Origin of the sequence: Actinomadura rudentiformis, assembly GCF_008923185.1 — a bacterium.
Lineage (GTDB): Bacteria > Actinomycetota > Actinomycetes > Streptosporangiales > Streptosporangiaceae > Spirillospora > Spirillospora rudentiformis.
On the sequence record NZ_WBMT01000013.1, the window covers coordinates 201,591 to 227,788 of the forward strand.

19 protein-coding genes are annotated in these 26,198 nt (G+C 70.0%); 11 read left to right on the top strand and 8 right to left on the bottom strand.

Annotation, left to right across the window (positions count from 1 at the left end):
- Positions 1 to 160: 160 nt before the first annotated feature.
- A complete protein-coding gene (gene lepA / locus F8566_RS27105) occupies positions 161 to 2,005 on the bottom strand; it encodes a translation elongation factor 4 (protein ID WP_151564562.1) in 1,845 nt (614 codons plus the stop codon).
- Positions 2,006 to 2,320: 315 nt separating this feature from the next.
- Here lepA and rpsT point away from each other — a divergent pair, with 315 nt between their 5' ends.
- The 3 genes from rpsT (at position 2,321) to F8566_RS27120 (ending at position 3,696) form a co-directional block, all read left to right on the top strand.
- Positions 2,321 to 2,590 carry a 30S ribosomal protein S20 gene (rpsT, locus tag F8566_RS27110; protein ID WP_151564564.1) on the top strand — a complete coding sequence of 90 codons (270 nt, stop codon included), beginning with the start codon at positions 2,321 to 2,323 and terminating at the stop codon, positions 2,588 to 2,590.
- 118 nt (positions 2,591 to 2,708) lie between these two features.
- Positions 2,709 to 3,257: an RNA 2'-phosphotransferase gene (locus F8566_RS27115; RefSeq protein WP_151564762.1), complete on the top strand. Its 549-nt coding sequence runs from the start codon at positions 2,709 to 2,711 to the stop codon at positions 3,255 to 3,257.
- Positions 3,258 to 3,270: 13 nt separating this feature from the next.
- Positions 3,271 to 3,696 carry an SRPBCC family protein gene (locus tag F8566_RS27120; protein ID WP_151564566.1) on the top strand — a complete coding sequence of 142 codons (426 nt, stop codon included), beginning with the start codon at positions 3,271 to 3,273 and terminating at the stop codon, positions 3,694 to 3,696.
- 195 nt (positions 3,697 to 3,891) lie between these two features.
- On the opposite strand, the gene holA is transcribed toward F8566_RS27120, so the two are convergent.
- Both holA and F8566_RS27130 read right to left on the bottom strand, forming a co-directional pair.
- Positions 3,892 to 4,851 (bottom strand): DNA polymerase III subunit delta, encoded by a 960-nt coding sequence (gene holA, locus F8566_RS27125; protein WP_225993569.1) that lies wholly within the window; start codon positions 4,849 to 4,851, stop codon positions 3,892 to 3,894.
- A gap of 298 nt (positions 4,852 to 5,149) precedes the next feature.
- Positions 5,150 to 6,064 (bottom strand): LysR family transcriptional regulator, encoded by a 915-nt coding sequence (locus F8566_RS27130; protein ID WP_151564568.1) that lies wholly within the window; start codon positions 6,062 to 6,064, stop codon positions 5,150 to 5,152.
- A gap of 116 nt (positions 6,065 to 6,180) precedes the next feature.
- Between F8566_RS27130 and F8566_RS27135 the strand changes: the two genes are divergently transcribed.
- Positions 6,181 to 7,413: an MFS transporter gene (locus F8566_RS27135; protein WP_151564570.1), complete on the top strand. Its 1,233-nt coding sequence runs from the start codon at positions 6,181 to 6,183 to the stop codon at positions 7,411 to 7,413.
- 104 nt (positions 7,414 to 7,517) lie between these two features.
- On the opposite strand, the gene F8566_RS27140 is transcribed toward F8566_RS27135, so the two are convergent.
- From F8566_RS27140 to hflX, 5 genes are all read right to left on the bottom strand, one after another.
- The gene (locus tag F8566_RS27140) at positions 7,518 to 9,329 is read right to left on the bottom strand and encodes a ComEC/Rec2 family competence protein (RefSeq protein ID WP_225993570.1); all 1,812 of its coding nucleotides are present in this window, start codon (positions 9,327 to 9,329) and stop codon (positions 7,518 to 7,520) included.
- A gap of 815 nt (positions 9,330 to 10,144) precedes the next feature.
- On the bottom strand, positions 10,145 to 10,903 hold the full coding sequence (locus F8566_RS27145; protein ID WP_151564573.1) for a ComEA family DNA-binding protein: 759 nt from the start codon (positions 10,901 to 10,903) through the stop codon (positions 10,145 to 10,147).
- A 77-nt stretch (positions 10,904 to 10,980) separates the two neighbouring features.
- Entirely contained in the window at positions 10,981 to 11,832 is an 852-nt protein-coding gene (locus F8566_RS27150) for a DegV family protein (RefSeq protein ID WP_151564575.1), read from the bottom strand.
- 152 nt (positions 11,833 to 11,984) lie between these two features.
- Entirely contained in the window at positions 11,985 to 13,199 is a 1,215-nt protein-coding gene (gene hutI, locus F8566_RS27155; RefSeq protein ID WP_151564577.1) for an imidazolonepropionase, read from the bottom strand.
- 1,071 nt (positions 13,200 to 14,270) lie between these two features.
- On the bottom strand, positions 14,271 to 15,650 hold the full coding sequence (gene hflX / locus F8566_RS27160; RefSeq protein ID WP_151564763.1) for a GTPase HflX: 1,380 nt from the start codon (positions 15,648 to 15,650) through the stop codon (positions 14,271 to 14,273).
- Between the two features lie 387 nt (positions 15,651 to 16,037).
- On the opposite strand from hflX, the gene aceB reads away from it, so the two are divergent.
- The 7 genes from aceB (at position 16,038) to F8566_RS27195 (ending at position 26,000) form a co-directional block, all read left to right on the top strand.
- Positions 16,038 to 17,681, top strand: a complete 1,644-nt coding sequence (gene aceB, locus F8566_RS27165) for a malate synthase A (RefSeq protein ID WP_151564579.1) — start codon at positions 16,038 to 16,040, stop codon at positions 17,679 to 17,681.
- A gap of 111 nt (positions 17,682 to 17,792) precedes the next feature.
- Complete coding sequence (locus F8566_RS27170; RefSeq protein WP_151564580.1) at positions 17,793 to 19,241, top strand: FAD-linked oxidase C-terminal domain-containing protein; 1,449 nt, start codon at positions 17,793 to 17,795, stop codon at positions 19,239 to 19,241.
- Complete coding sequence (locus F8566_RS27175; RefSeq protein WP_225993571.1) at positions 19,241 to 20,509, top strand: FAD-binding oxidoreductase; 1,269 nt, start codon at positions 19,241 to 19,243, stop codon at positions 20,507 to 20,509. Before F8566_RS27170 ends, F8566_RS27175 begins: the two co-directional genes overlap by 1 nt.
- Positions 20,509 to 21,858: a heterodisulfide reductase-related iron-sulfur binding cluster gene (locus F8566_RS27180; RefSeq protein ID WP_151564581.1), complete on the top strand. Its 1,350-nt coding sequence runs from the start codon at positions 20,509 to 20,511 to the stop codon at positions 21,856 to 21,858. Before F8566_RS27175 ends, F8566_RS27180 begins: the two co-directional genes overlap by 1 nt.
- Positions 21,859 to 22,113: 255 nt before the next feature.
- On the top strand, positions 22,114 to 22,836 hold the full coding sequence (locus F8566_RS27185; protein ID WP_151564582.1) for a hypothetical protein: 723 nt from the start codon (positions 22,114 to 22,116) through the stop codon (positions 22,834 to 22,836).
- A 159-nt stretch (positions 22,837 to 22,995) separates the two neighbouring features.
- Positions 22,996 to 23,610 carry a TetR/AcrR family transcriptional regulator gene (locus F8566_RS27190; RefSeq protein ID WP_151564583.1) on the top strand — a complete coding sequence of 205 codons (615 nt, stop codon included), beginning with the start codon at positions 22,996 to 22,998 and terminating at the stop codon, positions 23,608 to 23,610.
- Between the two features lie 434 nt (positions 23,611 to 24,044).
- Complete coding sequence (locus F8566_RS27195) at positions 24,045 to 26,000, top strand: sensor histidine kinase (RefSeq protein WP_151564584.1); 1,956 nt, start codon at positions 24,045 to 24,047, stop codon at positions 25,998 to 26,000.
- Positions 26,001 to 26,198: the final 198 nt, after the last annotated feature.

Below are 26,198 nucleotides of genomic sequence, written 5' to 3' on the forward strand. Positions count from 1 at the left end.
CCGCTTTGCGATATCGAGACGTTTGCTGGAACGCGCTCCCGCGACGCGCCCTGATCCGATATGGCCCGAGCCGTACGCCCGCGTCGCTTCTGGGGCGTGGCGGTGCCGATGCCCCTGTGGCTACCGCGATGCCCCTGTGGCTGCCGGTTCGGTGCGCGTGTTACTTCTTGGGCTTGTCCGTGGAGGTCTCGCCGGTGGACAGGGCGGCGACGAAGGCTTCCTGCGGGACGTCGACACGGCCGATCGTCTTCATCCGCTTCTTGCCTTCCTTCTGCTTCTCCAGCAGCTTGCGCTTACGGGAGATGTCACCGCCGTAGCACTTGGCGAGCACGTCCTTGCGGATGGCGCGGATGTTCTCGCGGGCGATGATGCGGGCGCCGATGGCCGCCTGGATGGGCACCTCGTACTGCTGCCGCGGGATGAGCTCCTTGAGCTTGGAGGTCATCATCAGCCCGTACTCGCGCGCCTTTTCCTTGTGCACGATCTGGCTGAACGCGTCGACCGACTCGCCCTGCAGCAGGATGTCGACCTTGACCAGGTCGGACTCCTGCTCGTCGCTGGGCTCGTAGTCCAGCGACGCGTACCCCCGCGTCCGCGACTTCAGCTGGTCGAAGAAGTCGAAGATGATCTCGGCCAGCGGCAGGGTGTAGCGGATCTCGACGCGGTCCTCGGACAGGTAGTCCATGCCCTGCAGGACCCCGCGCCGCCCCTGGCACAGCTCCATGATCGCGCCGATGAACTCGGACGGGGCCAGCAGCGTCGCCTTGACGATCGGCTCGTACACGTTGCCGATCTTGCCCTCGGGGAACTCGCTGGGGTTGGTGACGACGTGCTCGGTGCCGTCCTCCATCACCACGCGGTAGATGACGTTCGGCGCGGTCGAGATGAGCGACAGGTTGAACTCGCGTTCCAGCCGTTCCCGGACGATCTCCATGTGCAGCAGGCCCAGGAAGCCGCAGCGGAAGCCGAAGCCCAGCGCCGCCGACGTCTCCGGCTCGTAGATCAGCGCGGCGTCGTTGAGGCGCAGCTTGTCGAGCGCGTCGCGCAGCTCTGGATACTGGTCGCCGTCCATCGGGTAGAGGCCCGAGAACACCATCGGCTTGGGGTCCTGGTAGCCGCCGAGCGACTCCGGCGCCGGCCGCGAGGCCACGGTGACCGTGTCACCGACGCGCGCCTGGCGGACGTCCTTCACACCTGTGATCAGGTAGCCGACCTCGCCGACGCCGAGCCCCGCGACGGGCTTGGGCTCCGGCGAGATGACGCCGACCTCCAGGGTCTCGTGCGCCGCGCCGGTCGACATCATCAGGCTCTTCTCGCGGCGCGACAGGTGACCGTCGATGATCCGGATGTAGGTCACCACACCGCGGTAGGTGTCGTACACCGAGTCGAAGATCAGCGCCCGCGCCGGGGCATCCGGGTCACCGACCGGGCCGGGCACCGTCTCAACGATCTTGTTGAGCAGCTCGGGGACGCCCTCGCCGGTCTTGCCCGAGACCCGGAGCACGTCGTCCGGCTCGCAGCCGATGATGCTCGCCAGCTCCGCGGCGTACTTGTCCGGCTGCGCCGCCGGCAGGTCGATCTTGTTGAGCACCGGGATGATGTGCAGGTCGGCCTCGAGCGCCATGTAGAGGTTGGCGAGCGTCTGCGCCTCGATGCCCTGCGCCGCGTCCACCAGCAGCACCGCCCCCTCGCACGCCGCGAGCGAACGGGACACCTCGTACGAGAAGTCGACGTGCCCGGGGGTGTCGATCAGGTTGAGCACGTAGTCGACGCCGTCGTTCCCCGTCCAGGGCAGCCGCACCGCCTGGCTCTTGATCGTGATGCCGCGTTCCCGCTCGATGTCCATGCGGTCGAGATACTGCGCGCGCATCTGGCGCGCCTCGACCACCCCGGTGAGCTGCAGCATGCGGTCCGCGAGCGTCGACTTGCCATGGTCGATGTGCGCGATGATGCAGAAGTTCCGGATGATCGCGGGATCGGTCTTGTTGGGCTCTGGCGCAGGCACCGGGGTCCGTTTCGCAAACTCGGTGGTCAGGGATCGTCAGGTGACGATGGCAGGGCAGATCTTGCCGTATCCCATAGTCCCATGTCCCCGGGCATGCTCCGTTCACACGGTCACATCGCTCGCGAGGCCGTACATTTGGAGTCGCACAGCCCGGCGCCCGCTGGTTTTGGGTGGAGCGCTGGGATTGGTAGGCTGTGCGACTGCGTGTGGCGTTGCGTCGTGCCGTGGGGCACCGCGGCCGCCGCCGGTGCCGGCCCCTCCGGGCCGGCGAGCGCAACCCATTGACCAACGACTTTCAAGTTGAGGCTCTTCGACGTGGCGAACATCAAGTCCCAGATCAAGCGGAACAAGCAGAACGAGAAGGCTCGCCTGCGCAACAAGGCCGTCAAGTCCGAGCTGAAGACGGCGATCCGCAAGTTCCGCGAGGCCGCCGAGGCGGGCAACGTCGACGAGGCGATCACTGCCCAGCGCACCGCGGCCCGCAAGCTCGACATCGCGGCCAGCAAGGGCGTCATCCACAAGAACCAGGCCGCCAACCGCAAGTCGGCGATCGCCAAGCAGGCCGCCGCCCTGCAGGCCAAGTAAGACCCGGCGTCTTCACAGAACGCCGTGGCCCAGCCGGGCCACGGCGTTTTCGTGCTGCCCGGAGCGCCAAAATGACGAGCGTCCGACAACGTGATCGCCGTACGGTGGCCAGGTGACCATGGACGACCGGCGCACCGTGAAGATCTCCAAATATCTGGCCAAGCACCTGCGCCACCGGCCGGAGCGGATCGGTCTCACCCTGGACGCCGCCGGGTGGGCGAACGTCGAGGAACTGCTCGCGGCCGCCGCCCGGCACAACTTCCCGATCACCCGCGCCGAGCTCGATCACGTGGTCGCGAACAACGACAAGCGCCGGTACTCGTTCGACGAGACCGGCGAACGCATCCGCGCCAGCCAGGGCCATTCCGTGGAGGTCGAGCTCGATCTGCCCGTGACGCCGCCGCCCGCCGTCCTCTACCACGGCACCGTGGCCACCTCCCTCGCCGCGATCCGCCAGGAGGGTCTGCGCCCCATGGCCCGGCACGCCGTGCACCTCTCCCCCGACCGCGAGACCGCCATCCGGGTGGGCGCCCGCCGCGGCCGCCCGGTCGTCCTGGTGGTCGACTCCGCCCGCATGGCCGCAGACGGCCACGAATTCCAGGTCAGCGCCAACGGCGTCTGGCTGGTCGACTCCGTCCCGCCCGCGTACCTGATGATCCCTGGCTGATCCGGAGCCCCAGATGCACCACGAAGTCACCGTCGAGATCAACGCGCCTGCGGAGACCGTCTGGCGTCTCCTGGAGGACGTCGAACGCTGGCCCGAGTGGACCGCTTCGATCGACCGCGTGGAACGCCTCACCCAGGGCCCGTTCGGCGAAGGCAGTAAGGCCCGCGTCCACCAGCCCAAACTCCCTGCCGCCGTGTGGACCGTCACCGATTTCGATCCGGGCCGGTCGTTCACCTGGGCGGCACGCACCCCCGGCCTGACCACCGTGGCCTCGCATGACGTCACCACCCACGCCGACGGCACGGTGAGCGTCCGCCTGGTCCTGGACCAAACCGGCCCCCTGGCCTTCCTAGTCGCCCTCCTGGCCGGCGCCCGCTCCCGCCGCTATGTGGCAATGGAAGCCGCCGGCCTGAAACGCAAGGCCGAGCTCCAGCAGTAGCCCAGCGAGCCGGACCACCGCAGCACCGAGCGACGCCCCTCCTGCGATCGGGAGGGCACCCATGATGGAGTCCGCGCCGCGCAGCAATGTTGCAGCCTTCCGCGTTCCCAGATCGCGTGATGCTGCGAGCCCGGCGAACGGCGGACGATGGCCGCACATTTGCCGCCGACAGCCTGCAAGAAGCCGGCCATCGCCTCAGCGGACGGCTCGTGCAGCGACGATGTCGCTGACGGCCTTCTCCAGGGCGTACGCGGGGTCGGCGGCACCGCCCTTGACCTGGAGGTCGGCCTCGGCGACGGCACCCAGGGCCCGGGCGACGCCTTCGCCGGACCAACCGCGCAGCTGGCGCTGGACGCGTTCGATCTTCCAGGGGGGCATGCCGAGTTCCTTGGCGAGCGCGGCTCCGCGGGCACCGCGCGGGGCTCCACCGACCTTGGCGAGGCCCCGGAGCCCCTGGGCGAGGGCACTGACGATCAGCACAGGCGCGACGCCCGTCGCCAGGGCCCAGCGGAGTTGTTCGAGGGCGTCGGCGAGCTGCCCCTCGATCGCCTTGTCGGCCACGCTGAAGCCGCTGACCTCGGCCCGGCCACGGTAGTAGCGCGCGACCGCGACGTCGTCGATCTTGCCGCCGGTGTCGGCCACGAGCTGGCTGCACGCCCCGGCCAGCTCCCTCAGGTCGTTCCCCACGGCGTCGAGCAGGTTGCGCGCGCCGTCCGCGGAGATCTTCCCGCCGTGCCGGCGAATCTCGTTGCGGACGAAGTCGATCCGCTCGCCCATCTTGGTGATCTTCGGGCAGGCGATCTTTCGGGCCCCGGCCTTGGCGAGCCCGTCCGCCAAGGCCTTGCCCTTGGCGCCACCCGCGTGGACCGCGACCAGGGCGACGTCCTCGGCCGGATTCTTGACGTACGCGAGGACCTCCGCCGCCAGATCCTTGCCCAGATCCTGGGAGGACCGCAGGACGAGCACCTTGCTGCCCCCGAACAAGGAGGGCGACGTCAGCTCGGCCAGCCGCCCCGTCTCCAGCCCGCCCGGCGCAAGGTCGATCACCTCGACCTCGGGATCGGCCGAACGGGCGGCGGCGACCACGTCGCCGACCGCACGATCCACGAGCAGTTCTTCGTCACCGACGATGAGCGTGATGGGGTCAGCTGGCACCCCAGCAGCATGCCACGCCTGACCCCCGGCTCCGTCCCCGAACCCCGCCATCCTTGACGACCAACTTGACGACCAACAGCCCGCCCGCGCCTGTGCCCAGCAGCCCTCCCAGCCATCACACCCGTCGCCATGCCCGGCCCCCAACACCTGCCCGACCACGCAGCCTGACGACGTTGCCGGGTGCCCCTATCTGACCACGCAGCCCGACCACACCCTGCCCGGCCACTCAGCCCGAGGCACCTGGCCCGATGACGGCGATGGTCATGGCACGTAGGCGCCCGAAGGCGTCACGTGGCACTCACTGATGCGCCCATTTCGGGGTCCAGCTCCCGGGGTCGGGGCGGGGGAAGCCGAGGTGATTGCGGAGGGTCGCGAGTGCGGGGTGCGGGTTGCCATCGCGCCAGATCAGCGAGTGCGGATAGACCGGTGTCGGGCTGTGGAGGGCGATGCGCCGCAGACCGTAGTCGGCGGGCCAGGCGAAACGGGTCTGCTCACCGACGAAGGTGGTCAGCGCCGCGGAGTCGGCGATCGTGTCGAGGAGGGCGTCCATGCCGAAGTTGGGGCCGGTCGTCTCGATGGTGAGCCCGAACTCGGAGGCGAGGTCCTGGTAGTACGTGGCCCACTCGGTGCCGGGGAGGATGCCGGGCATCCAGATCCGGTGACCTGCGAGCTGGGCGGGCGTCACCGCCCGGGCGGAGGCGAGCTCGTGGTCAGGCCCGGTGACGAGCTGAAGGGGTTCGTTGCAGACCCGGGCCGCTTCGATGCCATCGGGAGGCCGCCGGGTGACGGCCCGGAAGGACGCGTCGATCGTGCCGGACTGGAGGGCGTCGATGGCCGCGTCGGCGTCGAAGAGGGTCACGACATCGAGGTCGATATCGGGATGCGCGCGATGGAAGCCGCGGAGCAGACCCGCTGGTGCGAGGTGCCGGCCGATCACGTCCACCCGCAGCGCGCGGCGGTCTGCCCGGACTGAGGCGGCCGCCCGTTCCTCGGCCTGGAGGAGTTCATGGGCGTGGGGAAGGAACGCCTGGCCGTCGATGGTCAGCTGGGCTCCGCGCGCTGTGCGGGTGAACAGCAGTACGCCGAGATCCTTCTCCAGTGCGGCGATGCGCTTGGAGACCGCCTGCTGAGTGATCGCCAGGTCGGCCGCTGCTTGCTGGAACTGGCCCGCGTTCGCGACGGCCACAAAGGTGCGCACGGCTCCGAGGTCCACAATGGGAACCCTAGAGGTACAACGTTTGGTTGTAGCTCTACCCCCCATCAGTTGTTTGTCCTCACGCTTCCCGATCGCTACGGTCTCGATGGTCAACGCGAGGTTGTAGGGAGAACATGAGGTCGCTGGGCCGGGAGTTCCGGTGGCTTTGGACGGCCTACGCGGTCAGCACGTTCGGCACGCGGCTCGCGTTCGACGCGTTCCCTCTGATCGCGATTTTCGTCCTGCACGCCGAACCGGGCGAGGTGTCGATGCTGGCGGCCGCCGGACTCGCGGCCGGCACAGTGATCGCGGTGCCGCTCGGCCCCTGGGTGGAGTTCCGCCGCAAGCGCCCGGTGATGGTCGCGATGGATCTGATCCGGTTCGCGACCCTGATGAGCGTCCCCGCCGCGTTCGTGCTCGGCTGGCTCACGTTCGCCCAGCTCCTGGTGGTGTCGGTCATCGTCGCCACCGCTGACATCGCGTTCAGGGCGGCGAGCGGCGCATGTCTGAAAGCGCTTGTGCCCCCCGAGGACCTCCTTGTGGCGAACGGACGGTTCGAGTCGACGACATGGACCGCCGCTGTGCTCGGACCGCCGCTCGGCGGGGCCGCGATCGGGCTCTTCGGCCCGGTGACGACCGTGGTGGCCAATGCGGTCAGCTTCCTGCTCTCGGCCGTTGGCATCCGCGCCATCGGCGGGAACGAGCCGCAGCCCGTACGAACCGGCGCACCACGCCACCGGGCCACCGACCTGCTCGAAGGATGGCGGTACATCCTGGCCAACCCCACCCTGCGCCCGCTGTTCTTCAACACCATCCTGGTCAACGGCCTGATCATGGCCACCGCGCCACTGCTGGCGTCGCTCATGCTCGGCCCCCTCGGTTTCGCACCCTGGCAGTACGGCCTGGCGTTCGCGGTGCCCTGCGTCGGCGGCCTCATAGGCTCACGCCTGTCCCCCGGCCTCGTCACGCGGTTCGGTCAGCACAAGGTGATGCTCACCGCTGGAACACTGCGCGCGTGCTGGCTGCTCGGCCTGGCCCTCATCCATCCCGGCGTCACCGGTCTCGCACTCGTCATCGTCATCGAACTCGGCTTGATCACCTGCGTGGGAGTGTTCAACCCGGTGTACGTCACCTACCGGCTCGAACTGACCGCAACGGACCGCGTCGCCCGTACCCTGGCCGCCTGGACGGTCACGAGCAACGCCGCCATCGCGGCCATGACCGCCCTATGGGGCCTTCTTGCCGGCATCACCAGCCCCCGCGCCGCAATCGCAACGGCCGGCCTCCTCATCCTGGCCACCCCGCTCCTGCTCCCCCGCCAAGCAGCCCGAGCACCCGTCCCCGCCAACCTTGAACAGCGGGACTAGGAATCCGACTTGGTTCCAGCCGTCGGATGACTCTCGCACCAACGCCACATCACCACTCAGGCCAGTCCGCTAGATACAGGTCCGCGCATGCCGCGATCTGGCGCTCACCGCCGTGTGACCACCGACACGCCTTTGGTCGCTCGAACCAACGCCACGTCGCCGCTCTGGTCAGTGCGGTAGATGCGGGTATGCGTGTGCCGGAGGAGGGTGAGGGTGGCGGGCGCCGGGTGTCCGTAGTCGTTGTCCCGCCCCACCGAGATGACCGAGATCGCGGCGCCGGCTGCGGTCACGAAGGCCGGGTCCTGGCGGCGTGATCCGTGGTGTGCGACCTTGAGCACGTTCACCGGCGGAACGTTCGCCACGAGGGCGCTCTGAGCCTCGGTCTCGATGTCGCCTGCGAGGAGGGCGCTGAAGCCCGGGCGCCGCGCCACCAGCACGATGCTGGCGTTGTTGATCGTGGTCCCGTCGTCGTCCGATGACAGGCGCGGCCCCTCTGGTGGCGCAAGTACGGACAGGTGGAGGTCACCGACAGTCCACTGCTGCCCGGGTACGGCCGCCCTGACCTGCAGGCCACCGATCAGGCGCGACTCCTTGCCCGAACTGCGGGACGTGGTCAGCACCATGGCGACTTCGCGGCCACGTCTGACTCCGCCGACCCCGTCCACGTGATCCGCGTGGGGATGAGTGAGGATCAGCATCGGCACGGCATGGATTCCCAGCCGTTGCAGGCATCCGTCCATCAGCTGGGGATCCGGACCGGCGTCCACGACGACCGCTCGTTCACTCCCGGCCGCGAGGACCAGACCGTCCCCCTGCCCCACGTCGCAAACGATCAGCGCCCAGCCGCTGGGCGGCCACCCCGGAGCCGTCACCCGCAGTCCGATGACGGCGGCGAGGACGCCGACCATCACGGCGGCCCCGAGCAGGCGCGCCGGCCGCCACCGCAGGATCACCAATGCCGCGGCGCACGCCACCGATAGGGTGCACGCACCCAGCGCGCCTCCGGTCCAGGCGATGGTCGCGTACGGCAGATCGGCCGCCGTACGTGCGATCCAGATGATCCAGCCCACCGCGAGGCCCGCGGGCCACACGACCAGCCGCGCCAGTGACGGCTCGGCGAACGCGACCACCGCTGCAAGCGCGCCGAGCAACGTCGCGGGTGCCACCGCCGGGGCCGCGAACAGGTTGGCCGCGATCGACACGACCCCCAGCTCACCCGAGAGCATCACCAGCAAGGGTGTGACGGCGAACTGCGCGGCGGCCGCGACCGCCAGGGCGTCGGCCAGCGGTCCGGGCATCCTGCGACGGAGCCGCGTCCGCCAGGGTGGCGCGAGGACGAGCAACCCGGCCGTCGCGGCCACCGAGAGCGCGAAGCCGTACGAACGCGCCAGCGACGGGTCGATCAGCACCAGCAGGATCACCGCCGCGCACAGCGCGGGCAGCCCCTGCTTCTCACGGCCGCTCAGCAGCGCGAGCAGGCCGATCGCGCCCATCACCGCGGCTCGGAGCACGCTGGGCTCGGGCCGCGCGACGAGCACGAACGCGACCACCGCGACGGCCGCGACGAACGGAGCCCAGCGCCGCCCCAATCCCAGCAGGCGGCACAACCCCAGCACGGCGCCGATGACGATCGCGAGATTCGCGCCGGACACCACGAGCAGGTGTGAGAGTCCTGCCGTCCGGAAGTCCTCGGCCAATCCGGCGTCCAGCCGCGACGTGTCGCCGACCACCATGCCCGGCAGCACGCCCCGCTGGTCGTCGGGCAGCCCCTCGACCGCCAGGCGTAACCTGGCCCGCACCTCCTCCGCCGCCCGCTGGACTCTCGACGGCGGCCCCAGCACTTGCGGTGGGCCCCGCACGACCGCGGCCGCCGCCAGCAGCTCACCATGCCGGGGAACCGTCAATCGAGCGGTCAAGCGCACCCTCTGGCTCGGCACCAGCCCCGACCACCGCCGGTCCGCCGCGATCAACAACACCGGCACCCGAACCCGCGTCCGCCGCACCACCTCCGCCCGCGCGCGAACCAGCAAGATCCGACGCGCCGCCGACCCAGTGGCCTGCGGCTCCCCGGTCACCACCACCTCAAGCGACGCGACACGTTCTGCCCGTGCCAGCTCCCGTACCGGGCCCGTCTCCACCGCCGCAACCCGCGTTCCCACACCGACCGCCGAAGCCGCCACGCAGGCCAGCACCACCCCCACCAGCGCCCGCCGAACCTTTGCCGCCCCCAATGAGTGAATGCGGCGCGCCGACCTCCACACCAACCAACCTCTCTGCTTCCGCTGATCGCATGGGCGCGAACTTTCTTCGACCGGGCTCGCGTTCGGGGAGCGTGCCCGCCGCCTCTCCTCGTTCGGCCCAGCGACCTGCGAACCTGATCGTGCTGCCCTCGCTGCCCGCCGCCACCCGCGAGCCAGGTCACCGTTCGGCTCAGCAGGCTGCGAACGTGATCGCACGGCGCGGGATGCCACACTCGCCGCCCACCACCCGCGAGCCAGGTCACCGTTCGGCTCAGTAAGTTGCGAGCGTGATCCCGCGATGCGGGATGCCAGGCTCGCTGCTCGTCGCCATCGGCGGGTCAGGAGGAGGACCGCAGCAAGTCCGGCAAGGGTGGCGGCGCTGTATGCCGCGACTGGCGGAGCTCCGATCGCGAGCGCCGATGACGACCACACGGCCAACGCGGGTGGAAGGAGCCGCAAGTCGTGTCGCTGTCCCTCCTCCTCATGCGGCGTCATACGCGGACCATGGACTTGAGCTCGGAGAAGCGGCGCGCGCCGATTCCGGAGACTTCCTGCAGCTGGTCGACTGAACGGAAGGAGCCGTGCTGGGTGCGGTAGTCCACGATCCGCTGAGCCAGGACAGGGCCGACACCGGGCAGGTCGTCCAGCTGGTCAACGGTCGCGGCGTTGAGATCGAGAGGTGTCCCTGGAGCCCCGGACGCCGGCCCTCCGGATAGGGCGGGAGCGGCTGCCGCCGGGGGAGGGATGCCGACGGGGATCTGCTCGCCGTCCACGAGTTTGCGGGCCAGGTTGAGGGCGTCCGTCCGGGCTCCTGCTCGCGCGCCACCGGCGGCTTTGATCGCGTCAGCCACCCGCGTTCCGGTCGGCAGGACGACCACGCCGGGACGCCGGACCTTGCCGGACACGTGAACGACGACACGGCCGGCGGGCGACGCCACGGCGGCGACGGCGAGCGACGGGCTGGGAGCGGCCGCAGTCACCGGCTCTGGACGAGGTCGCGCCATCCAGAGGTAGACACCGGCGGCGAGGGCCGCGATCACGCCGAGCAGGGCCAGCGCGCGGGCGCCTGGAAGGCCTGGGTCGAGTCGGTCGCGGAGCGGTGGCTCAGGGGCTTCGGGGCCCGAACGTAAGGACGCGGCGGGTGGAGCGCCGCCTCCGAAGGAGCTCGGCGGGCCACTCCCTTCCCGCCTGGGCGCGCGCAACCGTTCGATCAGCTCGTACAGCCTGTCAGTGGGACTACTGAACCTCATGCCTCACGAAGCTAGGCACTCACCGTAACCGGTGATAGACCCTGAGCCAATTGTGGATAACTCCCACCACAGCCCGTTCAGCGGAGCTGGGGAGCCACCACGACGCCGATCATGCCGGGGCCCACGTGCGCTCCGATGACCGGTCCGACCTCGCCCACGTAGACATCCTCGACGTTGGGAATGCGCTCCCGCAGGCGGGCCGCCAGGGCCTCCGCGCGAGGGGCGGCGGACACATGCTGGACGCCGAGGTCGACGACGGGGTGTTCGCCGGCGGCCTCGACCGCCAACTCTTCGAGGCGGGCCAGCGCGCGGGAGGACGTCCGGACCTTTTCCAGCGGCTCGATCTTGCCGCCGACGATGTTGAGCAGCGGCTTGACCATGAGCGCCGAGCCGAGCAGTGTCGCGGCGGCACCGATGCGGCCGCCACGGCGGAGGTGCTCGAGCGTGTCGACGTAGAAGAGCGAGCGGGAGAGTTCGGCACGGCGGCGGGCGACCGTCACGACCTCGTCCGTGTCAGCGCCGCGGAGCGCCGCTGCGGCGGCGGACAGAGCGGTGAGGCCGAGCCCGAGTCCGATGGTGTGGGAGTCGATGACGCGTACGGGCACAGGCGCGTCCTCGGCTGCGAGCCGTGCCGCTTCGACGGTGCCGGACATCGCCGCAGACAGATGCACCGAGACGATGGAGCTCGCCCCCGCTCCGGCGCAGGCCTTGAAGGCATGAGCGAACCGTTCGGGAGACGGCCGGGACGTGGTGACCGGATGCCACTCCTTGAGCGCCTGAGCCGCCTCGGCGGAGGTGATGTCGCCTTCGTCCCGCACGGTCCCGCCGATGGCGATCTGCAGCGGTACGACGGTGAGCTCGTGCCGTTCGGCCAGGCCGGGAGGCAGGTAGGAGGTGGAGTCCGTGACGACCGCGACGGCGCTTCCCATGGAGCGAGGTTATCCCCTCAGGCAGGAAGGTGAATTATCGCCAGGTAACGAACCTTTTTCGCCGCCCTCACAGCATGCGAGCGGAGCCTTCCCGGGCCGCGTTCGTCCATGGGTCGGGCTGGTGAGCGTGGGCGTTTGCGGAACGACCTGGGTCAGGGCTGGACGGGGACTCCGCCTCGCCAGACCCGGAGGGCGCGAAGTCCGAATGCCCAGGCGAAGGCACCCTCGTGGTCGGCGTCCCAGAGGACGATGTCGGCGAGCATGCCCGGGGCGAGGGAGCCGCGGTCACCGACGCGGAGGGCGGCGGCTCCGCCGAGCGTGGCGGCGCGCAGGGCCTCGGTGACGCTGAGGCCGAACATCGCCACGGACAGGCCGATGACGAGCGGCATCGAGGTGATGCCGCACTGGCCCGGGTTGTGGTCGGTGCCGAGGGCGACGGTCACGCCACGGTCGAGCATGGCGCGGACCGGGGCCGGCGGGCGGGCGCTGTTGAGGGCGCTGCCCGGGCAGACGGTGGCGGTGACCCCGGCGTGCGCGAGGGCCTTGATGTCGTCGTCGTTGGCCTGGGTGAGCAGGTCGGCGGAGGCGCAGCCGACTTCGGCGGCGACCTGTGCGGCGCCGACGCGCTCGTTGGCGCAGGCGTGCATGCGGGCCTTGAGGCCGGCACGCTTGCCGGTCAGCAGGAGCGCGCGGGCCTCTTCGGCGGTGAAGTGTCCCTCGTCGCAGTAGACGTCGATCGAGTCGGCGCCGGCCGCGGCGGCGTCGCCGGCCCAGAGGCGGACGGCCTCGATGTAGTCGCGGCGGCGGCCGAAGAACTCCGGCGGCAGGATGTGCGCGGCGAGGAACGTGGCGTGGATGCGCGGCATGGAGGGCTCGCCCTCGAGCGAACGCAGCATCCGGATGTCGGCCAGCTCGCCGTCGCGGGTGAGGTGGTAGCCGGTCTTGGCCTCGACGGTGGTGGTGCCGGCGAGGATCCACTGGCGGAGGCGTTCACGAACGGCGTTGCACAGGGTCCACGGGTCGGTGCCGCGCGTCACGGTGACGGTGGAGTTGACGCCGCCGCCGGCCGCGGCGATCGCCGAGTGGGAGGAGCCGCTCGTGCGCATGGCGAGCTCGGCCCAGCGGTTGCCCGCGTACACCGGGTGCGAGTGGGCGTCGATGAGGCCGGGGGTGACCAGGCCGCCGCCGAGGTTTTCCACGTGGTCGACATCGACGATGTCGTCGATGATGCCGGGGACGCTCTGCGGGAGGTCCGACGCGGGGCCCGCCCAGACGATCCGGTCGTCGTGGATGAGCACGGCGGCGTTGCTGCAGACGTCGGTGCCCGTCCAGAGCCTGCCGATGTTCGTCAACAGCCGTACCGTCATAGGGTCACCGACCTGAATGGATCAACGTGCCGGCCGGCACGGGACCGGACGCCGTGGCGAGATGGGGCGGGCCACCTGCTCGCGACCATGAACGCAGACATGCCATGCAGAGGGCCACCTGCTCTCGATCCGAACGCCGACTGGGTGCCGACGAACTCACCACTGGGGGAACGGGTGATCGATTGATCACCTTGAGCAACGAGACCGGAGATATCGGTTTCGTCACGGTAGTGCACTGAAGGCCCGACCGACAACCTCTGGCCAACAAACGCACCCATCTCGGAAAGGGTTCCAGGAACCCGCCGCTCACCGGGCCGCGAGGGCCCCTCGTTCGCGCAGGTCACCAGACGTGGACAACCGGACAAAGTACGCAGATCCCTAGTAATCCAAGAAGTATTCGGCCGCTGCCCCTCTCCTCCGACGCCCTGTCCTTAGTCCTACGACCGTACGGACTCTCGCAGGGGCGTCAAGCGGAATTGAGAAGCTGTCACCGTAAGGCGACCACCATTAAGGTTTCGGCCGGCATTCCACCGGCCAAAGGCACGACCAACCTGCCCGGCCAATGCCACCGGCCAACATGCTAACGCCCGCCGGCGCCCGCCAAACGCATGAGACACGAGGCTGCGCACCGCCGCCGGCCACCGGACCGGCAACAGAACCAGGTGCGTTCACCAGGCTCAGCCGGGCGCCCACCTGCCTCTCCGCGCGCGGCCCACGAGCGGCCCGCCTTGGTGTGACACGGACGACTCGTGGTTTGCCCGCCGCGCCCTAAAAGGGAACAGAAGGCAATATGGGCTGTCGTCGCTTGGATGGCCAACCCCCCACACAAGCGCGCCCGGACCGGAATTCGGGCGAGACCGATGGAGCCGGTCTCGCCCGCAGGGCACCGGACCCCGCAGCCGCCTGCCTGAACCGATGGGCTCGGTCCGGCGGGGCAGGCGAGGCCCCTCGGTACGGACGGGACCAGCGGGACGGACGCGACCGGTGGCCTCATCCGACCCGCTAGGACCCTATGGCCTCGTTACGGTGCGTCACACCACTCCGGAGAGTGACGTTAGAACGGTGCAAAGGTTAGGACGTTGTGACCGTTTGCTCCACGTAACGTTCGAGGTCCCCGGCCAGGTCAGCGGGCACACGCGCGTGCAGGACGGTCCCTTCGGCGACGTGCTCCTGCTTGATGACCTCGCCGCGGTCGTGCACCTGCGCGACCAGGTCACCGCGGGCGTACGGCACGACGCCGTGGAATTCGCGCTCCAGCCCCGGCAGGTCACGCTCGATGAGCGCGCGGAGCTCGTCCATGCCCTGGCCAGTACGGGCTGAGACGACCACGCTGTGCGGCTCACGGCGCTGGAGACGGGCGAGCGTCAGGTCGTCGGCGGCGTCGGCCTTGTTGATGACCACGATCTCGGGGATCGAGTCGGCGCCGATCTCGCGGAGCACGACCCGCACCGCCTCGAGCTGGGCCTCGGGGTCGGCGTCGGAGCCGTCGACCACGTGCAGGATCAGCCCGGCGTCGGTGACCTCTTCCAGCGTCGAACGGAACGCCTCGACGAGCTGGTGCGGAAGGTGCCGCACGAACCCGACGGTGTCGGCGAGGGTGTAGGTGCGGCCGCTCGGGGTCTCCGCACGCCGGACGGTCGGGTCGAGGGTGGCGAACAGCGCGTTCTCCACCAGCACGCCGGCACCGGTCAGACGGTTGAGCAGCGACGACTTGCCCGCGTTGGTGTAGCCGGCGATCGCCACGGCCGGGACCGCGTTGCGGCGTCGCTCGCCGCGCTTGGTGTCGCGCGACTTGGCCATCTCGCCGATCTGGCGGCGCAGCTTGGCCATCCGCGTACGGATCCGGCGCCGGTCCAGCTCGATCTTGGTCTCACCGGGACCGCGGCCGCCGATGCCGACGCCGCCGGCCGCCCGTCCGCCGACCTGGCGGGACAGGTTGCCGCCCCAGCCGCGGAGGCGGGGAAGGAGGTAGTCGAGCTGGGCGAGCTCGACCTGGGCCTTGCCCTCGCGGCTCTTGGCGTGCTGGGCGAAGATGTCGAGGATCAGCGCGGTCCGGTCGATGACCTTGACCTGCACGATCTCCTCGAGGTGCCGCAGCTGGCTGGGCGCCAGCTCACCGTCGCAGATGACGGTGTCGGCGCCGGTGGAGATGACGATGTCGCGCAGCTCGGCCGCCTTGCCGGAGCCGATGTACGTGGCGGCGTCGGGACGGGTGCGTCGCTGGGACAGGCCCTCGAGCACCTGCGAACCCGCCGTCTCGGCGAGCAGCGCGAGCTCGCGCAGTGAGTTCTCCGCCTCTTCGGCGGTGCCTTCGGTCCAGACGCCCACGAGGACGACCCGTTCGAGCCGCAGAGCCCGGTATTCGACCTCGGTGACGTCGGTCAGTTCGGTGGAGAGCCCCGCGACGCGGCGAAGGGCCCGCCGGTCCTCGAGGTCGAGCTCGCCGGTCATCGGCTCGCCGTCGAAGTCGGTGAAGTCGTCGAACCCGGCGTTGCCCTCGAGCTCAGCGTCGCCGTCGAAGTCTCCGGCGGCGTTCGAACCCTCGAAGCTCTCGATCTCGTCCCGCTCGATCTCGTTGCGGATCTTGGTCTCCTGGTCTGCGAAGAAAACGTGAGTCATATGTCTTGTTTGAACACCGCCACGCGGGCGTGTCTTCCCTCACATGCCGGCGATCCTCACATCCCGGCGATCGTCTCACGCCCACGACCGCACGGTCAGTTGATTATCCCCCTGCCGCCAGGGGATACCCAGCCCACCGCTTTGACCGGCTCCTGTACCGGCGAGTAGCGTTCTCCACATAACAGAAGCAGAATTTCACGATACGAAAGGGCAGGGCAGATGGCTGCACTCGAAGGCCGGGGAGGTCGGACGGGGTCGGTTGGTCGGGTGGGGATCGAGGTCACCGGCCCCATCAACGAGCGGTACGACGAGATCCTGACGCCCGAGGCGCTCGGCCTGGTCGCCACGCTGCAGCGCGAGCTCGGCGCCCGGCGCAAGGAGCTTCTGCAGGCCCGCGCCGACCGGCAGGCGCACCTGTCCTCGGGCGGCACCCTGGACTTCCTGCCGGAGACCGCCGAGATCCGCGCCGACGAGAGCTGGCGGGTGGCCGCGCCGGCGCCGGGCCTGGAGGACCGCCGCGTGGAGATCACCGGTCCGACCGACCGGAAGATGACGATCAACGCGCTCAACTCCGGCGCCAAGGTGTGGCTGGCCGACTTCGAGGACGCCAACACCCCGCTCTGGGACAACATGATCGAGGGCCAGCTCAACCTGCGCGACGCCCTCGACCGCACGATCGACTTCACCGACTCCAAGTCCGGCAAGTCCTACGCGCTCAAGGCCGACGAGGAGCTGGCCACCATCGTGGTCCGGCCCCGCGGCTGGCACATGGAGGAGAAGCACCTCCTGGTGGACGGCGAGCCGGTGTCGGGGTCGCTGTTCGACTTCGCCCTCTACTTCTTCCACAGCGCGCGCCGCCAGCTGGCGAAGGGCAAGGGCCCGTACTACTACCTGCCCAAGATGGAGAGCCACCTCGAGGCACGGCTCTGGAACGACGCGTTCAACATCGCCCAGGACACCCTGGAGATCCCGCGCGGCACCATCCGCGCCACCGTGCTGATCGAGACCATCCCGGCCGCGTTCGAGATGGAGGAGATCCTCTACGAGCTCCGCGACCACTCCGCCGGCCTGAACGCCGGCCGATGGGACTACCTCTTCTCGGTCATCAAGAAGTTCCGGGACCGCGGCGCCGACTTCGTCCTGCCCGAGCGGAACGCGATCACCATGACCGCCCCGTTCATGCGCGCGTACACCGAACTGCTGGTGCGCACCTGCCACAAGCGCGGCGCCCACGCGATCGGCGGCATGGCCGCGTTCATCCCGTCCCGCAAGGACGAGGAGGTCAACAAGATCGCGCTGGAGAAGGTCCGGGCCGACAAGACCCGCGAGTCGAACGACGGTTTCGACGGCTCCTGGGTCGCGCACCCCGACCTCGTCCCGGTGTGCCGTGAGGTCTTCGACGGCGTGCTCGGCGACAAGCCCAACCAGCGCGACCGGCTCCGTGAGGACGTCCGGGTCTCGGCCGCCGACCTGCTCAACGTGGCCGCGACGCCGGGCGACATCACCGAGGCGGGCCTGCGCGGCAACGTCGACGTGGCACTGCGCTACCTGGCCACCTGGCTGAACGGGTCGGGCGCGGTGGCGATCCACAACCTGATGGAGGACGCCGCCACGGCGGAGATCTCCCGTTCCCAGGTGTGGCAGTGGATCTACAACGGCATCTCCACCAAGGAGGGCCAGAAGATCACCAAGGAGTGGGTCGAGCAGATCCTGGACGATGAGCTCGCCAAGATCCGGGAGGAGCTCGGCGACGCCTTCAACGAGCCGCGCTTCAACGAGGCCGTGGCGCTCTTCAAGGACGTCACGCTCGCGGACGAGTACAAGGAGTTCCTGACCACTCCCGCGTACGTCCACTTCCCGTAGGCAGCGTCGACTGCAAGGTCACCCTCGTCACCTCTCCGGAAAAGACAGGGTGATCTTGCAGTCGTTCGTCTCGGGGGAGGAAGCTGAAGGGGCGAGGGGAGGTGGGCGGGGATGGAGACGACACTCCCCGCGCTCGCGGAACGCCTGGCCAGGGCGCTCGGCGACGAGGCGGTCATCACAGATCCGGTGCGGCTGCGCACGTACGAGTGCGATGGGCTGACCAACCATCGCGCCATGCCCGCGATCGTCGTGCTGCCCGAGAGCGCGGAGCAGATCGCGGCGGTCGTGCGGGAGTGCGCCGCGGCGGGCATCCCGTACGTGGCGCGCGGTTCGGGCACCGGGCTGTCGGGCGGCGCGCTCCCCCGGACCGACGGCGTGCTGATCGTCACGTCCCGGATGCGCCGCATCCTGGAGATCGACGTTCCGAACCAGCGCGCCGTCGTCGAGCCCGGCGTGATCAATCTCGATGTGACCCGCGCCGTGCGCCCGTACGGCTACTACTTCGCGCCCGACCCCTCCAGCCAGCAGATCTGCTCGGTCGGGGGCAACGTGGCGGAGAACTCCGGCGGCGCCCACTGCCTCAAGTACGGCTTCACGGCGCATCACGTCCTCGCCTGCGAGATCGTGACGCCGGACGGCGAGCTGGTCACCCTGGCCGCCGGCGACCCAGGCTACGACCTCCTGGGCGCGTTCATCGGCTCCGAGGGCACGCTCGGCATCACGACCAAGATCACGGTACGGCTGACGCGCGTGCCCGAGACCGTGCAGACGCTCCTCGCCGCGTACGACTCGATCGAGGCCGGCGGCACGGCCGTCTCGGCGATCATCGGCGCGGGAGTCGTGCCGGCGGCGATCGAGATGATGGACGCGCTGTCCATCGAGGCCGCCGAGGCGTCGGTCGCGTGCGGGTACCCGCCCGGCGCCGGCGCCGTCCTCATCGTCGAGCTCGACGGCCCCGAACCCGAGGTCGCAGCCCAGTTCGCCGAGGTCGAACGGCTGTGCCGCGAGGCCGGCGCGTTCGAGATCCGCATCGCCGCCGACGACGCCGCACGGGCACTGATCTGGAAGGGCCGTAAATCCGCGTTCGCCGCCGTAGGCAGGATCAGCCCGGCCTACATCGTCCAGGACGGCGTGATTCCCCGTACGGCACTCCCCCAGGTTCTCGCCAGCATCGACGCGCTCTCGGCAGAGTCGGGTGTCCGCGTCGCCAACGTCTTCCATGCGGGCGACGGCAACCTGCACCCCCTCGTCCTGTTCGACGACGCCGAGCCAGGCGCGGCTGAACGTGCCGAAGAGGTGTCCGGCAGGATCCTCGATCTCTGCATCGAGCACGGCGGCTCCATCACGGGCGAGCATGGGGTCGGCGTCGACAAGGCTCGTTACATGCCGCGGATGTTCAGCGACGCCGACCTCGACACCATGCAGATGGTGCGGTGCGGTTTCGACCCCGCCGGTCTGTGCAACCCGGGCAAGGTGTTCCCGACACCCCGCCTCTGCGGCGAGGTCCCGGGCGTGCGGAAGGGGCCGCACCCGTACGAAGGAAAGGCGGACATCTTCTGATGGGCGGCCCTCTGGACCCTCTGGACGCGCTGGCGAAGGTCTGCGGTGACGTACGGCCTGGAGAGCCCGAAGAAGGCGTCCTCGGCGTCACCCCGCGTTTCGTGGCCGCGCCCGGGACGGTGGCCGAGGCCGCCGAGGTGATGCGGGTCGCGGCCGAGCAGGGGCTCGCCGTGATCCCCCGGGGCGGCGAGACGCGCCTCGACTGGGGCCTGCCACCGGGCCGCTGCGATCTGCTCCTCGACACGTCGCGGCTGGACCGCGTCATCGAACACGCCGCCGGTGACCTGGTCGTCAAGGCCGAAGCCGGGCTCACGATGGAACGGCTCGCCGAGGTCCTCGCCGGGCGCGGCCAGCGCCTGTCGCTCGATGTGCCCCTCCCCGGCTCCACGGTCGGCGGAACGATCGCCACCGGCGCGGCCGGGCCCCTCCGGCTGCTGTACGGATCGCCCCGCGACCTGGTCATCGGTCTCACCATCGTGCGCGCGGACGGCCAGATCGCACGTTCGGGCGGCAAGGTCGTCAAGAACGTGGCGGGATACGACCTGGGGCGGCTGTTCGCCGGGTCGTACGGGACGCTGGGCGTCATCGTCGAAGCCGCCTTCCGGCTGCACCCGGTGCCCTCTGCCCACGCCTACGTCACGACCCGCGTCCCAGACGCCGCCAACGCCCATGAGGCTGTCCAAGGCGTGCTGCACTCCCCCGTCGCCCCGAGCGCCCTCGAATGCGAGGCTTCCGGAGACGGCATCACGCTGGGCGTCCTCCTGGAGGGCGTTCCAGAGGGCGTGGCGGCCCGCGCCACACGCGTCGCGGACCTCCTGGGTCCCGGCGCCGACATCAGCCACGAACCGCCGGCCTGGTGGGGCGCCTACCCTGATGGGACGACCCTCATCGAGGTGACCGCTCCGCCCTCAGCCCTGGCGGAGGCGCCTGCGGCCACAGAAGGCACGGCGCCGGCAGATGGCGCGGCGCTGCTGTGGGGCGCGGCGCTGGCAGGTGTGGAGGGTTGCCAGGTGCGGTGGTCGGCGTCTGGAAAGGGGTATGTGGGGTTGACGGCGAACGCGGCCGAGGTGGCTGAGGTGCTGGCGCGCCTGCGTACGACACTCGCCCGCCACCGGGGCGGTGCCGTCGTGCGCTATGCGCCTGAAGGTGTTCGTACGGCCGACGATGTGTGGGGACCCGTGCCCGCGTTGACGTTGATGCGCCGGGTGAAGGCCCAGTTCGATCCAGAGCACCGGCTGTCACCTGGCCGCTTCGTGGGAGGAATCTGATGACCGCACCCCAGGATCTGCCTGAGCCGGTCGTGGGATCACCTGGGGCCACGCCGCCGGACCTGCTCGGCGAAGGCGAGCTTCCCAAGCTGCTCGGCGACTGTGTGCACTGCGGGTTCTGCCTGCCGACGTGCCCCACGTACGTGCTGTGGGGCGAGGAGATGGACTCGCCGCGCGGGCGCATCCATCTGATGCAGCAGCACGCCGAGGGGACGCCGCTGAGCGGGCCCATGGTGGAGCACTTCGACCGGTGCCTGGGCTGCATGGCATGCGTGACGGCGTGCCCGTCCGGAGTCCAGTACGACCGGTTGATCGAGCTGACCCGGGCCGAGGTGGAACGCGAGCACCCCCGTCCGCTCAGGGAACGTCTCGTGCGTGAGGCGATCTTCAAGCTCTTCCCGTACCCCGCCCGCCTCCGCGCTCTGCGCGGCCCGCTCCGCGCGTACCAGAAGACGGGGCTCGACCGGCTCGTCCGCCGCAGCGGCGTCCTGGACCGCCTGTCGCCGTCCCTTGCCGCGATGGAACGGCTCGCGCCGCCTCTCGGCCGTGCGCCGCGCCTCCCCGAACGCGTGGCCGCACGGGGCGAGCGGCGTGCGACGGTCGGGATGCTGACCGGGTGCGTGCAGCGGGAGTTCTTCCCCGGTGTGAACGCGGCGACCGCCCGTGTTCTGGCCATGGAGGGATGCGACGTCATCATTCCCAAGAGCCAGGGGTGCTGCGGCGCGCTCTCCCTGCACTCCGGCCGGGACGAGGAGGCACGCGACTTCGCGCGCCGGACGATCGTGGCGTTCGAAGCCGTGGACGTGATCGTGGTGAACGCGGCGGGCTGCGGGTCGGCGATGAAGGAGTACGCGAGGCTGCTCGCGGACGATCCCACGTGGGCGGGCCGGGCCGAGGCGTTGTCGGTCAAGACCAAGGACCTGGCCGAATTCCTCGTCGACATCGGGCCGCGAGCGGAACGGCGGCCAGTTCCGGCCACCGTCGCCTACCACGACGCCTGTCACCTCGCGCATGCCCAGGGCGTGCGCAGCCAGCCACGCGCCCTGCTCACCGGCATTCCGGAACTGACCGTGCGCGAGATCTCCGACCCTGAGGTGTGCTGCGGTTCGGCCGGTACGTACAACCTCCTCCAGCCGGAGGCCGCCGCCGAGCTCGGTGACCGCAAAGCCCTGTCCGTAAGGGCCACAGAGGCCGAATTGCTCGTCGCCGCCAACCCCGGCTGCTCCATGCAGATCACCACCGCGCTGGCTCGCCAGGGCACGCGGATCGCCGTCGCGCACACGGCCGAGGTGCTGGACGCCTCACTCCGCGGCCTCGGCGCCGGGCCCCTCCTCAGGCGATCTTCGTAGCGAACTGACCACCTTTTCCGTCCAATCACCCTTGGTAACGCCTCGTCACCATCATTCCGAACGCCCTGCTATGGTGACTGCCCCCGGGACAGGGAGCGCCTACAGGGCCTGGTGGGGCGGGCTCGCGGCGCTCAGGCCCGCAGGCAGGTCCGACGACGGCCCCGCCTGCGCTGGTAGGCAGGCCCGACGACGCGCCTGAGCTTCATGAGGCTGGGGCCCGAGGACTGTGCTGGAGAGCCCGAGGAGCACGAGACGATGTCCAACAGCTACCACTCACACCGCCGCCGCAAGAAAAGCAGCGCGGGCAAGGTCGGCCTGGCCGGCGCCCTCACGGGTGCCGCCGGCATAGCGGCCGTGGCGGCCGGGATACTCGTCATCCGCCCCGTTCTGAGCCCCGGCTCCGATGGCGCCGCCGACAGGCCTCCGGCACTCTCCAGCCAGGGCAACGCGCCAGGGACGACACCCGCGCCCAAGGTCGGTCCGGCGCTCAGCATCACCACTCCCGAGGGTTACGCCTACAGCCTCGCCGCAGCCAAGACCGGCGTCGACTCCAAACCGCTGAGCGACAGCACCCCGGCCCCGGCCGGCTCGACCTACGCGTACGCCGAATACGTCATCACGAACACGCAGAAGCGCCCGGTCCTTCTGGACTTCCCTGCCGACATCTTCCTGCCGCGTGGGGAAGTGCCCAGAGAGGCCCAGGAGCGCTGCATGCCTCAGGCAGGCGTCCCCCAGCACATGTGCACGCTCCCCAACCACAGCAAGGTCACGGCGCGCCTGAACGGCTCCCAGGCCCCAATCCAGGACGACGGTGACACCCTCATCCCCACGGGCGCCTCGTACCTCGTCCGCGTCGCCACCGACCTGCCCGTGAGCGAGAGCCTCGACACAAAGGACATCAAGTTGTACGTGTGGAACGCCCGCTACACCAGCGACCGCAAGGGCATCGAACTGGCCTTCCCAGACACCGCCGGCTGACCAGGCGCCGACCGGCCAGGCACCGACCGGCCAGGCACCGGCCGACCAGGCGCCGGCTCGGACCTGCACGGGGATTCAGGTCCGAGCCGACTTCACCCCCTGATGGCGGTACCGCGTGGCGGATTTGTGGAGAACGAATACTCGTTTTATATTTTGACCATGCCACGAGTCAGCGAAGAGCACCTGGAACGCCGTCGCGCGCAGATCCTTGACGCCGCCCGGGCCTGTTTCATCCGCAAGGGCTTCCATGAGACGTCCATGCAGGACATCTTCGCCGAATCCGGGCTGTCCGCGGGGGCCGTCTACCGATACTTCAAGAGCAAGACCGAGATCATCGAGGCCCTGGCGTCCGGCACCATCGGCAGCCTCGCAGGCTACGTCGCCGCGGTCCTCGAAGAGGATCCCGTCCCGACCCTGGACGACGCCGTCGGCCGCCTGACCGAGCAGATCGTCACCTTGGTCGGCCCTGGGGAGAACCTCCGCCTCGCCCCCCAGGCCTGGGCCCTGGCGATGTACGACGAGCAATTCGGCACCTATGTCCGCGACCGGATGAGTGTGGTCCGGTCGCTCTGGATCATGTACGTGGGCCGGCTCCGCGACGCCGGGATGGTCCCGCCCGACACCGACTGCACCGCCGCGGGCAAGGCGCTCTTCGGCATGCTGCCGGGCTTCGTTCTCCAGTACCTCCTCGTGGGCGACGTCACCCCGGACGACTTCCGCCGAGGGCTCCGCTCGCTGGCCGCGTCCACGACCCTGACCCCAGATCCCACCTGACCGGGCTTTACCCCGGCCGGTGCATTACCAGCGTCCGGCTATTTTGAGACGCGGTACGGGACGCGAGCGTGAGCCGACGGCCAGTTCCCACCAGAGCGCAGCCGTCGCCTGAGCCTGAGCCGTCTCCGGCGAAAGTTCGGATAGTGCGGTTTCGCGCACCGTGCGGCTAGAGTCACGTCCACCCCCGCCGCCACGCCGCCGACGCCCCTTCGTCAGCCGTTCGATGGGGACGCTGCCCAACCTACGTACGAGCACCCCGCGCATGACGAACTCCCCCTTTTTTTGCAGCGCCCGCGCGACCCCGGTTACACGCGGGTGACGAGGCAAGTCTCCTTACCGAGCAGTCCCGCTGTCCTGAGGCGGCCGCCCCTGCGCCCACAGGACATGACCCGGAAGCTTTACCATTCCATTACTTTTTGACTCGGGGAGCGTGGATGCTCACGGTGAGGCACAGCGAGCGGGCCGGCGCCCGGGGTGCGCTTTGGCTCGCCCTGACCGCGGTACTGCTCGTGTTCGCCTCACTGCTGCTCGGCCTGGACGTCCCCGAGCGCCGGCGGATGGTCTGGTGGCATCCGGAGATCGTGATCGCCCTCTTCTGGACGCCCGTCGCCGCGTTCCTGCTGCGGCATCGCCCCGGACTCCGGGTGGGCTGGGTGATGCTCGCGGCGGGGTTCAGCGCGTCGGTGTACGTGCTGTCCCTCAACCTCGGGCCCTGGCTCGACGAGCACGACCGGATCGGGGCCGGGCTCTTCCTCTGGCTGAGCCACTGGCTGTGGGCGGTCGACACGTTCATCCTCACCCTCGTACTGCCCCTGATCTTCCCGGACGGGCGGCTGGTCTCCCGCCACTTCCGGCCGGTGCTGGCGCTCGCCTGCGCGATTCCACTGATCGTCTCCGTGCATCTCACGATCGACCCCGACGTGCGGAGCTTCCACCACGGCGTCTCGGTCTATCCGCTCCAGGACGTCCCGTGGCCCATCAGCACGGCGATCGTTGGCACGCTCCTGCTGAGCATGGTGTCGATGGTCGTCCGGTTCGTGAAGTCGCCGCCCGACGTGAAGCGGCAGATCGGCTGGGTCATCTACCCGGGCGTCCTCGGGCAGGCGATCATCTGGGTCGGCGAGGTCACCCCGATCGGCGACCCGATCCGCAACACCACGATCGCGGCGGTCCCGATCTGCATCGCGATCGCCATCACCCGCTACCGGCTGTACGACATCGACGTCGTCATCAACCGCACCCTGGTGTACGCCGGGCTCGTCATCGTGATCACCGGCGTCTACTTCGCGCTGGTCGGGGCCACCAGCCTGCTCGTCGCCGACCGGGGCTCGCTGGCCGGGCTCGCCGGCGCGATCGCGGCGGGCGCGGTCTTCGAGCCCGCGCGACGGCGGCTCCAGCGCGCGGTCGACCGCCTCCTGCACGGCGAACGCGACCCGTACCGGCTCGCCGACGGGATCAACCGGCGCCTCCAGGCCGCCTCCGATCCCGCCGCCGCGCTGGCCGTGGCCGCCGAGGCCGTCCGGGAGGCGCTGCGCGCGAACGGCGTGATCATCGAGGTCCTCGACCGGGACGGCCGCGCGGTCACCGCCGACAGCGGCAAGATGGAAGAGCGCCCCGAGGTGATCCCGCTCATCTGGCACGGCGAGCCCGTCGGCCGCCTGATCTTCTCCCGCCGCCGCACGCCCGATCTCCGCCTCGCCTCGATCCTGGCCTGCAACCTCGCCGAGCTGGCCAACGCGGCGCGGCTGGCCGCCGACGTGCAGCGCTCCCGTGAACGCATCCTGCGCACCCGCGAAGAGGAACGCCGCCGCCTGCGCCGCGACCTGCACGACGGCCTGGGGCCGACGCTGGCCAGCCTGGCGATGACCGTGGACGCCGCACGCATCACGCTCAAGCGCGACCCCGAAGCCGTGGACGCGCTGCTCGAAGACCTGCGTTCCACCATGGGCCGGACGATCGGCGACATCCGCGACCTCGTCTACGACCTACGCCCACCTGCGCTGGACGACCTCGGCCTGGCAGGAGCCATCCGGGCACTGGGCGGAGTTGTCTCCACTGAGGACGGCCCACGCGTCGACGTCCATGTCGAAGGCGACCTGTCCAGCCTCCCCGCCGCCGCCGAGGTCGCCGCGTACCGCATCGTCCAAGAGGCCCTCACCAACGTGCACAGGCACGCCAAGGCCCGCGCCGCCGTCGTGCATCTCAACATGAACGGCGACCTCCACGTCACCGTCGGAGACGACGGGGTGGGCCTGCCGTCGGACGTCCGTTCCGGCATCGGCATGTCCTCCATGCGCGAACGCGCCGCTGAACTGGGCGGCTCCTGCTCAGTGGCCCCCGCCCCCAACGGCGGCACCGTGGTCAGCGCCCGCCTCCCCATCCCGCCGTAGCCCACGCCAGGGGCACCACAGCAGTGTGGAGATGCATTCGGGTCGCGGAGGATCCTTTACCGCCGTGATCCCGCAGGGGTAACAGCGGAAGCGGGACCACGGCGGAAGAGGACGCACCCCCCATGCATGAGGGCCGGTGACCGCCCCCCGCCAAGAAGGTCGCCACCGGCCCTCGGGCTCCGCTCCGGTGCCGGGGCT

Coding starts and splice junctions, on each gene's coding strand:
- F8566_RS27115 (WP_151564762.1), top strand. CDS start 2,709: ATGGACGACCGGCGCACCGTGAAGATCTCCAAATATCTGGCCAAGCAC.
- F8566_RS27120 (WP_151564566.1), top strand. CDS start 3,271: ATGCACCACGAAGTCACCGTCGAGATCAACGCGCCTGCGGAGACCGTC.
- F8566_RS27135 (WP_151564570.1), top strand. CDS start 6,181: ATGAGGTCGCTGGGCCGGGAGTTCCGGTGGCTTTGGACGGCCTACGCG.
- F8566_RS27145 (WP_151564573.1), bottom strand. CDS start 10,903: ATGAGGTTCAGTAGTCCCACTGACAGGCTGTACGAGCTGATCGAACGG.
- F8566_RS27150 (WP_151564575.1), bottom strand. CDS start 11,832: ATGGGAAGCGCCGTCGCGGTCGTCACGGACTCCACCTCCTACCTGCCT.
- hutI (WP_151564577.1), bottom strand. CDS start 13,199: ATGACGGTACGGCTGTTGACGAACATCGGCAGGCTCTGGACGGGCACC.
- hflX (WP_151564763.1), bottom strand. CDS start 15,650: ATGACCGGCGAGCTCGACCTCGAGGACCGGCGGGCCCTTCGCCGCGTC.
- aceB (WP_151564579.1), top strand. CDS start 16,038: ATGGCTGCACTCGAAGGCCGGGGAGGTCGGACGGGGTCGGTTGGTCGG.
- F8566_RS27170 (WP_151564580.1), top strand. CDS start 17,793: ATGGAGACGACACTCCCCGCGCTCGCGGAACGCCTGGCCAGGGCGCTC.
- F8566_RS27175 (WP_225993571.1), top strand. CDS start 19,241: ATGGGCGGCCCTCTGGACCCTCTGGACGCGCTGGCGAAGGTCTGCGGT.
- F8566_RS27180 (WP_151564581.1), top strand. CDS start 20,509: ATGACCGCACCCCAGGATCTGCCTGAGCCGGTCGTGGGATCACCTGGG.
- F8566_RS27185 (WP_151564582.1), top strand. CDS start 22,114: ATGTCCAACAGCTACCACTCACACCGCCGCCGCAAGAAAAGCAGCGCG.
- F8566_RS27190 (WP_151564583.1), top strand. CDS start 22,996: ATGCCACGAGTCAGCGAAGAGCACCTGGAACGCCGTCGCGCGCAGATC.
- F8566_RS27195 (WP_151564584.1), top strand. CDS start 24,045: ATGCTCACGGTGAGGCACAGCGAGCGGGCCGGCGCCCGGGGTGCGCTT.